The following is a 13,052-nucleotide window of genomic DNA, read 5'->3' as shown; positions in this document are numbered from 1 at the left end:
GAAACGAGGTTAATCATGAATCATAAAATCGACCGAGATACCTACATAATACCACCGAATTTCATCGAGTCAGGCACCTTCTTCGGTGGTATGTTCAAAGCCCGAAATGTGATTGAAGCCGGCATCCTGGCATTTGCCATTGGTGTGCCGGTTTTTTCATTGCTCCCTCTTAGCCTGACTGCCCGTATCATCGCTTTGTGCCTGACCGCACTGCCAGCAGCATTGGTGGCGCTTATCGGAATTTCCGGTGAGAGCCTTTCCTCTTTTCTGCTGATTTTCATAAAGTACCTGCGAAACCGCCGCATTATAGGCGGTAACAGCGCAGAAGATGCGGTTCCGGCGGCAGAGCATGGCGGCAAGCATATTAAAAAGAAGGTACACAAGCCCGACAAGGCTCCCAGACGGTCACGGCGCTCCGGCAGAGAGGATTTCCCAGCGGAGTTTGATGAAGTTCGTAGCTACGAGATCCGCCAAAAACTCCGTCCTGTGAAAAAGCAGAAGCCTGCCAAGGAGAAGAAAGCCGCCAAGCAAAAAAAGAAGGTCTCCAAGGAGCGCAAAGTAAAACGCCCTATCCGCACCCAGGAGCCGAAGCCCGCCTGCCTTAACCCGGTAGCAGATTATCTGCCGATTTCCAAAATTGAAAACGGCATCATCTACACGAAGGACCACCGCTATGTCAAGGTCGTCGAGGTAGTACCCATCAATTTTATGCTGCGCAGCGCCCAGGAACAGCGGAACATCATCTATTCCTTTGTATCCTACTTGAAAATCAGCCCCATCAAGCTGCAAATCAAGGTACTGACACGTCGGGCAGAGATCAACCGCCATCTGGATACCGTTCGGAAGGAGATGGAACAGGAGACCAATGAACAGTGTCTGCTCATGCAGGAAGACTACCTCCAGTTCGTTCAGCAGATCGGTTCCCGTGAGGCAATTACCCGACGTTTCTTCCTGATTTTTGAATATGAGCCGTGGAGCAACACCAAGCGCTCTGATGAAGAAGGCGAGGCAATCAATGCCCTGCAAAGTGCAGTCCATACTGCTACCAACTACCTCCGTCAGTGCGGTAACGAGGTCATCGTTCCGGAAAACTGGGATGAGTTTACCGTAGATGTCCTCTATAACCTGCTCTGCAGAAATGAAAGTGCTGTAAAGCCGCTCTCCGTCCGGGCACAGGAGGTTGTGGCTGAGTACCTTGCCAAAGGGCGCGACAGTGAGATCGACCATATCCCTGCCACCGAATTCTGTGCGCCAAAAAGCATTGACTTCACGCATGGTCACCATATCTGCATTGACGGTCTGTATTATGCTTATTTGCTGGTGCCCTCTGATGGCTACAAAACGCAGGTTCCAGCCGGCTGGCTCAGTCTTATCGTCAATGCCGGTGACGGGATCGATATGGATATGTTCCTCTCCCGTCAGCCCAAAGAAACCATCATCCAGAAAGTCGGACAGCAGCTGCGTATCAACCGTTCCAAAATCAAGGACGCCAGCGACACCAACACCGACTTTGATGACATTGATGGCGCTATCCGAAGCGGGTACTTTCTCAAAGAGGGCCTTGCCAACAACGAGGACTTCTACTACTTGAATCTGCTGATTACCATTACTGCCTCCAACGAGGAAGACTTGGAATGGAAGGTCAGCGAAATGAAAAAGCTCCTGCTCTCACAAGACATGAACGCCTGCACCTGCCATTTTCGGGAGGAACAGGCGTTTTTATCTGCCCTTCCATTGGTGGCAATGGAAAAGAAACTGTATGAGCGCGGTAAACGCAACCTGCTGACAGGCGGTGCGGCAAGCTGTTATCCCTTTACCTCCTATGAGATGTGTGATGATAACGGTATCCTGCTGGGCGTCAACAAGTACAACAGCTCCCTTATTATCGTGGACATCTTCAATTCTGCGGTCTATAAGAACGCCAATATGTCGATCCTTGGCACGAGCGGAGCCGGCAAAACTTTTACCATGCAGTTGATGGCGCTGCGAATGAGGCGGAAAAATATCCCCATTTTCATTGTTGCGCCCCTAAAAGGCCATGAATTCCATCGCGCCTGCTCCAATGTGGGCGGCTCCTTTATCCAGATTTCACCGGCCAGTCCCCACTGCATCAATGTTATGGAGATTCGGCGGGTAGACCGCTCGGTGAATGAAATTCTGGACGGTCCAGGCATTCAGTTATCTGAACTTGCAGCAAAGATCCAGCAGCTCCACATATTTTTCAGTCTGCTGATCCCCGATATGTCTCACGAAGAACGACAGCTTTTGGACGAAGCCCTTGTTCGTACCTATAACACAAAAGGCATCACTCATGATAACGCCTCTTTGGAAGACCCTGCACAGCCCGGCCAGTACCGTGAAATGCCGGTGCTTGGTGACCTGTACGAAATTTTGAAAACCTCCAAGGAAACGATGCGCATGGCCCACATTCTAAACCGTCTGGTAAACGGCAGCGCCAGCACCTTCAATAAGCAGACCAATGTTCGGCTCGACAACAAGTACACTGTTTTGGATATTTCCTCCCTCACGGGAGATCTGCTCACCGTAGGTATGTTTGTGGCGCTGGACTTTGTTTGGGACAGAGCCAAAGCCGACCGTACAGAAGAAAAAGCCATCTTCATCGATGAGTGCTGGCAGCTTCTATCCGGCGCCGGTGCTGCTGGTGTAAGATTGGCCGGCGATTTTCTTTTGGAAATTGCCAAAACCATACGAGGTTACGGCGGCGCCTCAATTTTTGCAAGCCAGGATCTTGCCGATTTCTTTGACCTTGACGGCGGCAGATTTGGTAAGGGCATCATCAACAACTCCAAGACCAAGATCATTCTGAATCTGGAGGACGACGAAGCCCAGCGGGTACAGGAAGCCTTGCACCTGTCCGATGCTGAAACAATGGAGATCACTCACTTTGAAAGAGGTCACGGTCTGATTTCTACCAATAACAACAATATTATGGTGGAGTTCAAAGCCAGCCCTCTGGAAAAGGATCTGATCACTACCGACCGCCGCGAGCTGCGTGAAATCGTAGAGCGAAAACGCCGTGAACAATCCACATCTGCCGAACAGCAGATATAACAATTTGAAAAGCGAGGTGATTCCCATGTGCAACTTTCCTGCCAGACACCGCTATGCGTCTGCTTTGCGCCTGTATTACGCCTAAAAGCCAGTTTTGCCAGCCAGATCATCTTTTGGTTTACACTGACTGGCTTTCCTTCCTATTTAATGCGTCTTGAATACGCCTATATTACGCCATTGGAGGTGATACCCATGAAGACCAGGGCTGAAATCTATGGAAATGAAGCTGCGGCTCTGCTGCGGATCGTCACGATGTATCCCGGTCTCAATATGCAGCAGCTTCTTTGCTTTCACCCTGGCAAAGAAGAACTCATCAAGACCCTGCTCTCCCATCTGCAAAAGCAGGGCCGTATTTTTCAAACTGATACAGGCGGTTACTTTCCGTCTGGTTGGGCAGCAAAATCAGACAACTCCCTGATACGGGCTGCCTGGGTACTCTTGGATTTTATCGGACAGGTGGAATACCATGCTCCCGGTGATTTTCCGGTCAAGCTTATCTTCTTTGCAAACGGTGAACTATACGAAATCGTCTACGCAGCTTCCGGCCAGGAGGCCCTGATCAACCATGCGCTTCGGGATGACCGCAGCGGTGGACGCCGCATCATTTTGGTCGATAATCCGGAAGACATTCGCCGCATTGACTGCCCTGGCATTTCCGGTTTCTGCACCGTGGATGCAGCGGGCCAGGTGCATTACTTTAAGAAAACAGGAGGAACTTGATTGGAACGAAAAATCATCTCACACCGGATTGGAAGCATTCTTGATGATATATCCCGTTTGAGCAATGCTCTTTACGCGATGGATACCACGGATATTCAGCGCTATCCGGACAACTATGAAGTCTTATCCACTGACGCCGCCCTGCGGGCAGAGAAAATTGCCTGCAGGCTGCGGCATTTGATATATTCCAGCACCACCATCCGCAAAGGCGATTACCTGACATCCGCCGGTATTGTACACGGAATTGAGGTTGTCTATGAGGACGGTGTACTGGAGGTCACCCTGCCTGGTCTGCTCCCAAAACGCAAGCAGAGACAAAACACTGAGTTTCTGCTCGACCCGTTCTACTTCTCATTGGAGCAATACGCCAAAGAGCATCCCATGCCCCGCTTCAGCGATTGTGTGGTGTGCTTTACGCAGGTTTATGACCAGTGCCTTCCCACCCGGCGTATCCGTGACTACGACAATCTGGAAGAAAAGCAGCTTCTGGATGTCCTCTCCACCTTCGTCATGGCTGACGATACCGGCCTGCTCTGCGATGCCTACAACACCGCTGCGCTGGGCGAAAAGGACTGTACCAGAATCAGTGTCATGGAAAAAAAGCGGTTTCCCGCCTGGCTTGCTGAGCATGAAAACACCCTAAAATCCATCTCGGATTTTTGAGCATTTTCAGCCATTGCTTGTCCGACCTGCCGCAACATCGTATTTCGCCCCGGATTTCGGGGCTTTTTTCTGTCGTTACACCACGGATTTTTACCGAAGTTCCTTGCAGTCTCGGTAAAAGCCACACACCACAAGGAGGTGATCACTTGGGAAATTCCCACAGCCAGACACGATGGCGTACAGGCTTCTCTCTCTGACTGCCATCTCCGGCGAGTTCCCCACAGACCAGCTTAACAGACTTCCCGGCAGTCCATATTATCTGGAGTCTGTTGTCACTGCACTGAAAAAAGACGGGCTGCTGCGTACCTATTACCGGGATAAACTGCGCGGCTACCGTCTGGGGCCGCGAGCCAAAGCCACTCTGCTGAAAAGCCGGCCGGATAGATTTGCCAGCTACCTGACAGGAGATACCGACACCAACCGTTTGAAATGCGAAATTGACCGAAGACTCCGGCTACACCGCCTGGCCGAAACCTATGTGACCATGGATAATGCGGGTGTATGTGTGTATCGGGATGAAAAACCGGCAATTTTTGCACCGGAGGGCTACGCTGGCGGCAGGATTGTCTATCCTGCTTTTTTCAGTTCCAGAGAAGTGAAAGAAATGGGGATCGACACCACGAAGATCCGCAGTTCCCGCTCCACCGGAATACTCCTTGCGCCCTCCGGCATCTTCGTGACCTACAACAGCAGCAGCGCCCTGATGAAGTGGCGCTACAAATCGGAAATGCGGGTCAAGGCATTGATCTGGAGCGTAATCTGCCAACAGCGCCTGTCCCTACAGTTTCGCCATGAGGATGTTCATGGACTGATTCTGGGCAACAGCATGGATCTGGCTTACCAGATTTTGACCAGCACCGGAGGACGCAAACATGATTTCTTCATGCTGGATGGCAGCTATGAGCATTTTCTTTATCTTACCAACAACCATCAGGGGGAGGTGATACTTGCACTGCTGTGCGACCCTGTGAAAACTGCGGAGCTGGACCGCATTCTGCTCCAAGGTCTTACTGCGAGGCAGCCCGGACTGGCTATTGAGCATGACGGTGTTTCACCGGATGGCTCACCAGTCCTGTTTGGCTATTTCTGCGATCTGCCCCGTATCGCACGCTTCAACACCTCCCTCGAACTATCCGAGCGCCCAGGCACACTGATCTGTTTTGACTTCCAGGCAGAGGTACTTCGCAGCTACTGTGGTTCCCGGGTGCGCTTCCAGACCATTGATTTCACAAAATTCGAGGGGAGGTTGTTCCCATAAACAAGAAAAAACTGATCGTAAGCCTGATTGCAGCGCCCTTTGCCATTCTTGCGATTCTATACGCAGGCGGCTTTCTGGCACAGCTTTTGGGTAACTATGCAACCTGGAAACAGGGCGGCGGTATTCCCGGCGACGGTACTTCACCGCTGGCCGCTTCGCCCGACTTCCTTCTCTGCCTTTCCTCTGTGCTCAGACCGCCTTATGGCGTGTATGGCATTTTGATCTGCATTGGCTTGTTAGCAGTGCTGCTCATCATGGTCATGCGCATGGGATATGGTGATGCCGGTGAGTATGATGAAGACCGCAATTTCTCCTACTCCGCCAAAGGCACTTATGGCACCTCCGGCTGGATGTCCCGCAAAGAAATGTCCGGCGTACTGGATCTGGTGCCCGATCTGCGCAAACACAAGGGTGTTGTACTGGGTATGCTGGATGGCAAAGCAGTCTGCATACCGGAAGATACCAGAATCAACAGTAATCTGGCAGTCTACGGCGCCAGTGGTTCCATGAAAACCCGTTCGTTTTGTATGAACCGTATCCTTCAGGCCACTGTCCGAGGTGAAAATGGCGCCGGAGAATCGTTGATCATCTGCGATCCCAAATCGGAATTGTACGAGAAGTCAAGCGAATTTCTCCGCAGCCGGGGCTATTGTGTCAAGGTATTCAACCTCGTTTCGCCTGAAAACTCAGATTCCTGGTGTTGCCTTGCCGAAGTTGAGGGACAGGAACTAATGGCCCAGCTTTTTGTAGATGTCATCATCAAGAACACCACGAACAACGGCAAGAGCGACCATTTCTGGGATGCCTGTGAGATGAATCTGCTCAAGGCCTTGGTACTGTATGTGGATCAAGGCTATGCGGAAGAAAACCGCAACATTGGCGAAGTCTACCGGCTGCTGACTCTCAATGGGGAATCCCAACTTGACACATTGTTCGAGGCGCTTCCTTCCACGCACCCTGCCAAAGCACCCTACAGCCTGTTCAAGCAGGCCAGCGACACAGTGCGAAGCGGCGTGATTATCGGTCTGGGCAGCCGCCTGCAGGTATTCCAGTCTGAGCTGATCAAAAAAATTACCGCTAAGAATGAGATCGATCTGGAGCTTCCGGGTCAGCAGCCCTGTGCCTACTTCCTCGTTACCAGCGACCAGGACAGCACCTTTGATTTTCTGGCCTCGCTGTTTCTATCTTTCTGCTTCATCAAACTGGTGCGATATGCAGACCACAACTGCGAGGGCGGCAAACTGCCTGTGCCTGTCCATATCCTTGGGGAAGAACTGACAGCGTGCGGCACGATCCCCGACCTCTCCCGCCGGCTCAGCGTAATACGCTCCCGGAATATCTCCATGTCCTGTGTGTTCCAAAATCTCGCAGGATTGCAGAACCGATACCCGCAGAATTTGTGGCAGGAGATCATTGGAAACTGTGACGCGCAGTTGTTTTTAGGCTGTACAGACCAGCTTACTGCCGAATTTATTTCTGCCAGGACAGGGCTTGCCTCCGTAGCAGTATCCAGTAAGTCCAAACAGCTGGGCACCTGGCGTATCTCCAACTATACACCGGAGTTTCGTGAGACCTCTGGTGTTGGAAAACGCCCTGTACTTACTCCTGATGAAGTCCTGCGGCTCCCGCTGGATCAGGCGCTCATCATCATCCGTGGCAAGAAGGTTCTGCAGGTAGACAAAATGGATTACTCCAAACACCCGGAAGCCAAGTACCTGCGTTCCTGCAAAGCATCTGCCCATGTACCGGAATGGCGCCGCTTGGAAGAAGAAGCCGCCAAAACACCGCAGCCCGCGCCGAAACCGGCTCCTGCAGCAAAGAAGCCGGCAAAGCGCAAAGCCACCAAACCGGCATCCCCCACGGATAAATCACCCAAAGAGGCTCCGGCCCCCAAATCTGCCGGTACGCCGGAAGGCATTATCACCACAGACAAGGATTCCATCCTGTCTTAAACAAAACTATCAAATTCATAGGAGGTTTTAATCTATGGCAACCAAGAAAAAAGAACTTCTGGAACAGGAGGCTCCTGTTACCGAAACCGTTATGTCGGAAGGCGAAACTCTGCCGGCCGATACTGCTCAACCTGAATCCCTTCCTGCTGATACTGGCAATAGTCTGGATTTGAACGAACTGCTGGGGCAGATGGATCAGCCCCTGGAGGACACCTCTGCCGAAGATATGGCTGAAGATCTCCTTCCTGAACTCACCGAGGAGGAAATGTTCGGAGATACGCCTGCTGAAACAGACGATCAAAGCGCTGCTCCCACTGATATGCCGGAAGACTTTGATGTGCAGCCGCCTGATGTTTACGAAGATAACGCCGACGCTGTGCAGGAACCCCCTGCATCTCCCAAGCCCAAGCGTACCAGCCGAAAGAAGAAAGAAGCTGCTGCTCCTGAAGAAACTGTCACAGAGGAAGTCCCTGCCGAAACAACAGAGTCGGCGGATACAGCCGACTCTATTCTTGATACGGAGGAACCTGCTGTGGAGCCTGATGTTCCTGTCGTGGAAGAAGCTGCCGCTCCTGCCCCTACTCCTTCTCCTCCCCAGCGCCAGCCCCGCCCCCAGCGCGGCGAGGCCCCCGTCCTTACCATCCGCAGCCGGGATGATGTCGAGACTGCCGAAGACCGTGATGATGTAATCTGGCATGAGATCCATAATGCCTACCGCACCCGCAAGATCATCACCGGCAAGCTGGGCGGCATTGAACAGCTGGACAACCGCAAGACGGTGGCAGTTGTGGATTACAAGGGGTTCCGTGTCATTATCCCTATCAAGGAAATGATGATCAATCTGGGCCGCAGTCCTTCCGGTCAGGAATACGCCGACCTTATGCTGCGCCAAAATAAGATCCTTGGCAACATGCTCGGTGCTGACATTGACTTCATCGTGCGTGGTATCGACTCCAAGACCCGCAGCGTAGTTGCCAGCCGCAAGGAGGCCATGCTGCGCAAACGCCAGATTTTCTATCTGGATACGGATGCTGCCGGTATGTACCGTGTCTATGAGGGCCGCATCGTCCAGGCGCGTGTGATTGCAGTGGCTGAAAAGGTTGTGCGCGTGGAAGTTTTCGGCGTTGAAACCTCCATCCTTGCCCGTGACCTTGCCTGGGATTGGATCGGTGATGCCCATGAGCGTTTTTCCGTAGGCGATGAGGTTCTGGTCCGTATTCTCAGCGTGCGGCGCAACAGTCTGGAGGACTTGGGCATCAAGGCTGACATCAAGAGTATTTCCGAGAACACCGACAGGGACAACCTGCAGAAGTGCCGTATCCAAGGCAAGTATGCCGGCCGTGTCACAGATGTCCACAAGGGCGTTGTCTATGTGCGCCTCTCCAATGGCGTCAATGCGGTAGCCCACTCCTGCTATGACTACCGGATGCCCGGCAAAAAGGACGATGTATCTTTTGCCGTCACCCGTCTGGATATGGAGCGGGGTGTGGCCGTAGGTATTATCACCCGGATCATCCGTCAGAACCTGTAAGCAAAGCGCCTGGGAAGCAGCGGCGAACTGTTTCCCAGGCTTGCTTTTTATCATTACCGAAACTCCCACCGCATATCCTCTCCACACGACTGTTCTCTTAAATCCTCTATATAGATTTTTATTTTTCATTTGCGTTGATTTTTCACAAAAATGCGGATATAATATATTATAGCAAGGATTTAGGAGGTTGTTTTATGCTGATTCAATTTAGTGTAGAGAACTTTCTCTCTATCAAAGATAATGTCGTGTTATCCCTGCTTGCCAGTAAGGATAACGAACATCCGGAACACCTGATTGTGGACGGAAACAAAAAGCATTTGAAGTCTGCCGTGATTTACGGTGCCAATGCTTCCGGAAAGTCCAATGTCTTGAATGCATTTTGGTTCATGGTAAATTATGTGCTGACTTCGCATAACCAGCAGCTCCACAAAACCATTGAGCGTTCGCCGTTCAAGTTTGACCGGGAAACACCCTCTCGCCCCAGCAGCTTTGAGGTCATCTTCACCACAAATGGCATCCGATATGCGTATGGCTTTTCTGTAACAGACAAAGCTGTTATTGAAGAATATCTGTATTACTATCCCAATGGCAGGCAGGCACTCATTTTTGAGCGAAAAGACACAAAAGATTTTCGCTTTACCGTTGATGTCGATGAACAAAATACTCTCAAGGATCGCACTTCGGCCAACAAGCTCTATCTGTCTGTCGCATCAAACTGGAGCTATTCCAAAGTGATTCCGGTTCTGGAATGGTTTGCTTCCTGCCAGATCATCACGAAAAATTCTGTTGCAGACGCCTACGGCCTTGAAGCAGAACAACTCAAAGATGATGACTACCGGCATGTGATCGCCTCTATGCTGCGTGTTGCAGATTTTGGCATACAGTCCCTTCAGATGCGTGATACAGAACCCGCTCCTTCTCAGCGTAATGATATCTTTACCAATATCGAGGCCATTCACACGGTACAGGATACAGAGGGAAATACTTCTTCCTACGCGCTGAACATGGCAGAGGAATCTGATGGCACCAACAGTTATTTCAAACTGATCGGTGTTGTAAAAAAGGTGCTGGATGAAGGAACGCTTCTTGTCGCTGACGAGATGGACGCTCATCTGCATCCTCTTCTGACAAAGCATCTGGTCTCGCTTTTTAACAGCGTGGAGTTCAATCCAAATGGAGCCCAGTTGATTTTCACATCACACAACACCAATCTTCTTGACCTGGATGTACTGAGGAGAGATCAGATTTGGTTTACCGAAAAAGACGAGCAAACAGCGGCTACCGATCTGTTCTCCCTTTACGATTTTTCCATCCGCAAGGATGCCAAGGTGGAGAAAGGCTATCTGATTGGCCGTTATGGTGCAATCCCCTTTATCAAGGGAGGGCTGTAAAATGGCACGTGGAAAAATTGAAAAGCGTGGACAGCGACGCAGAAAAATAAAGCCTGTCATTCTGATTGTAACGGAGGGTTCTCAAACTGAGCCTAAGTATTTTGAACACTACCGCAACCGTCAGACAAACATTGATATTCGTGTGGTCGGCAGCCGCACCAGCGGAGGTGAAACAGATTATCTCAGCCTGATCCGGAAAGCCGTGGAATATCAGAACAAAAATCAGATTTCCGTATCAGAGGGAGACTCTGTATGGGTAGTTGCAGATGGAGATGTGAACTACAACAACCCTGACCCCATCACTGCAAAGGACAGTCTGCTCTCCAAGGCAAGGAAAATGGCAGATGCGAAGGGGATTCAGATTGCACTCTCCAATCCCTGCTTTGAATTTTGGTATCTGTTGCATTTCCAGTACACCACCAAATTTTTCAAAGACTACCCCGCAGTGAAAAACGCATTGACCACTTATCTCCCTGATTATGAGAAAGCTGGCGATGTATATAACCAGTTAGCAGAGCATACAGCCATTGCGATTCAGAACGCCAAACGTGTAGAGCAATACCATCTTCAAAATGACAGCAGCAAACCGTTTGGAATTGCTGTCAATCCATTTACCGACATCTATCAGCTGGTGGAATCACTGCTGTAATGTTGCAAAGAAACATGGTTGGCACAAAATTGTCTCTACATTGGCACAGTCCTGCCCTTTCGCCGTAAATCCATATCTGTTATACTTGGTACAGTCAAAACTTTGCATAGCAGCCGCTCCGGTTTGGAGCGGCTGTTTTCAATTTCAGTAAAGGTGGTGGTTTCTATTCTCTTTCAAAAAGCCCGGAAGGTGCTGAACAACGAGCGGGGCGAGGCCAACTATTTCAGTACGGTGGTCTTCATCTTCATCGCTGTCCTGCTGCTGGCCTTCATTATTGACCTGTTCAGCATCATTTCCACCAAGCAGGAACTTGACCATGCCGCCGATCAGATGGTCAAACAGATCCAGCTTTCCGGCGGCGTCAACGGCGAGACCGATGAGCTGTTTGAATTTTTGAGTTCTCAGATCGAAGGAGCCGAAAATATTTCCTACTCCATTGACGCTACCTACACATCACCCAGGCCATCCGGTATGACAAATGCCATCCAGTTGGGCACCCCCTTCTTCATTACTATCGAGGGAGATGCCAAACTGGGCGGGTTCTGGAATTTTGACCTGGTAAACATTACAGTGGTTGCCCGCGGCAGCGGCGTCAGTGAGCACTACTGGAAGTGAGGTGACCTATGAAACGCATATTCCTGCGACTGAAACAGCCGCTGCGAAACGAACGGGGCGAGATCACCTTTTTCGCCTGCTTTTTTGTAGTAGGCATCGTGATGCTGATTTCCTTCCTGCTCCTGTACGCTTCCATACGGATCACCTGTATCAACATCCGCAACGGCGCTAAAATGGAGTTAAATAACCTTAGCGGCACGATTTATGCAGATACCTACCGTTCCCAGCGTGAAACCAACTTTGAAGAGTACCTAAATACCCTTTACTCCAGCAGTGACTATACCGACATGCTGGAGGCTACAGTGGCAGGCGGCCTGGACTCCAAGATTCCGCTTTCAACGGAGGATTACAAGGTTTCCGACATCAGCCTGGAGTTCAATGTAGAAAATGGACGGGTTGAGTACATCTTCTACTGTGATGTGGAATTCTATGTGCGGATGTTCGGTCACAGTTATCCGGCTATCACCCAACGGGTGGAGCTGACAGGCTACCACAACACAAAATTCTAACCATACTGTTGAAAGCCCGGCACGTTATACCGTATAGGCTTTATATAACAGCAAAAAAGGAGTGTATGTAAAATATGAAGAAGTTTTTCCAATCCAAAGGCTTTATTGTTTCCTCGCTGGCTCTCCTCTGCGTCACTATTCTGGGTGTCTGCTGGTTCGTAAGCCGCGACCGTACCGGAGATTTTAGACCGGATGAATCCCCACCCAGCAGCGTCACCGGCGATTGGTCAGATGGTGGCACACAGACAGATGGTGATAATGGAGCAGATGCTTATGCTCCCGGCCAGTCCACAGATGCCGAAGAAGAATATCCCAAAGTAACCTCCCAAACGGAGGATGAGGTTGTGATCGACTTCACCGATACTGAAAAGTTTGAAGAAACGCCTCCTCCGGTGCCGGAAGGTAAGACCGAAATCAAAGATCCTGGTCAGGAGCATACCGTCAATCCCGACCCGTCAGTTCCGGAGGTTACTGCCCCGCCCGCCGAGCAAGCGCCGCCCAGCAATGAGCCGGTTCCAGGCTCCAGCAACGGAAATGGAGCTGTATATGATCCGGTGTTTGGCTGGGTTGTTCCCGGCAATGTACAGCAGTCCACCGGTGACAGCGATGGAGATCTGAACAAACAGGTCGGCAATATGGGCTGATTTACTACAACTGAATATGGCACTACTTGGCCGTCACAGGATTGTGGC

The 13,052-nt window shown here is 50.8% G+C and carries 11 protein-coding genes; all 11 read left to right on the top strand.

Features of this window, described 5'->3' with window-relative positions; translation table 11 throughout:
* The first annotated feature begins 15 nt into the window (after positions 1–15).
* The 11 genes from ACLTOQ_RS06975 to ACLTOQ_RS06925 all read left to right on the top strand — a co-directional run bounded on the left by ACLTOQ_RS06975 (position 16) and on the right by ACLTOQ_RS06925 (position 13,004).
* Complete coding sequence (locus ACLTOQ_RS06975) at positions 16–3,072, top strand: VirB4 family type IV secretion system protein (RefSeq protein ID WP_006873393.1); 3,057 nt, start codon at positions 16–18, stop codon at positions 3,070–3,072.
* Positions 3,073–3,099: 27 nt separating this feature from the next.
* On the top strand, positions 3,100–3,792 hold the full coding sequence (locus ACLTOQ_RS06970; RefSeq protein WP_412319142.1) for a DUF5697 family protein: 693 nt from the start codon (positions 3,100–3,102) through the stop codon (positions 3,790–3,792).
* Positions 3,793–4,455 (top strand): DUF6100 family protein, encoded by a 663-nt coding sequence (locus tag ACLTOQ_RS06965; RefSeq protein WP_006873396.1) that lies wholly within the window; start codon positions 3,793–3,795, stop codon positions 4,453–4,455.
* 172 nt (positions 4,456–4,627) lie between these two features.
* Positions 4,628–5,713, top strand: a complete 1,086-nt coding sequence (locus tag ACLTOQ_RS06960) for a hypothetical protein (RefSeq protein ID WP_347060257.1) — start codon at positions 4,628–4,630, stop codon at positions 5,711–5,713.
* A gap of 11 nt (positions 5,714–5,724) precedes the next feature.
* On the top strand, positions 5,725–7,665 hold the full coding sequence (locus tag ACLTOQ_RS06955) for a VirD4-like conjugal transfer protein, CD1115 family (protein WP_412319185.1): 1,941 nt from the start codon (positions 5,725–5,727) through the stop codon (positions 7,663–7,665).
* Positions 7,666–7,699: 34 nt separating this feature from the next.
* A complete protein-coding gene (locus ACLTOQ_RS06950) occupies positions 7,700–9,196 on the top strand; it encodes a S1 RNA-binding domain-containing protein (protein WP_412319141.1) in 1,497 nt (498 codons plus the stop codon).
* A 194-nt stretch (positions 9,197–9,390) separates the two neighbouring features.
* Positions 9,391–10,587: an AAA family ATPase gene (locus tag ACLTOQ_RS06945; protein WP_006873400.1), complete on the top strand. Its 1,197-nt coding sequence runs from the start codon at positions 9,391–9,393 to the stop codon at positions 10,585–10,587.
* A gap of 1 nt (position 10,588) precedes the next feature.
* The gene (locus tag ACLTOQ_RS06940) at positions 10,589–11,236 is read left to right on the top strand and encodes an RloB family protein (protein WP_118560360.1); all 648 of its coding nucleotides are present in this window, start codon (positions 10,589–10,591) and stop codon (positions 11,234–11,236) included.
* A 153-nt stretch (positions 11,237–11,389) separates the two neighbouring features.
* Entirely contained in the window at positions 11,390–11,851 is a 462-nt protein-coding gene (locus ACLTOQ_RS06935; RefSeq protein ID WP_025529809.1) for a DUF4320 family protein, read from the top strand.
* Positions 11,852–11,859: 8 nt separating this feature from the next.
* The gene (locus tag ACLTOQ_RS06930; RefSeq protein WP_006873404.1) at positions 11,860–12,360 is read left to right on the top strand and encodes a hypothetical protein; all 501 of its coding nucleotides are present in this window, start codon (positions 11,860–11,862) and stop codon (positions 12,358–12,360) included.
* A 74-nt stretch (positions 12,361–12,434) separates the two neighbouring features.
* Complete coding sequence (locus tag ACLTOQ_RS06925; protein ID WP_008394778.1) at positions 12,435–13,004, top strand: DUF6550 family protein; 570 nt, start codon at positions 12,435–12,437, stop codon at positions 13,002–13,004.
* Positions 13,005–13,052: the final 48 nt, after the last annotated feature.

It is taken from the genome of Gallintestinimicrobium sp., assembly GCF_046968865.1.
Classification (GTDB): domain Bacteria; phylum Bacillota; class Clostridia; order Lachnospirales; family Lachnospiraceae; genus Gallintestinimicrobium; species Gallintestinimicrobium propionicum.
The sequence above is the reverse complement of the archived record's forward strand: the minus strand, read 5'-3'. Positions and strand labels throughout refer to the sequence as shown.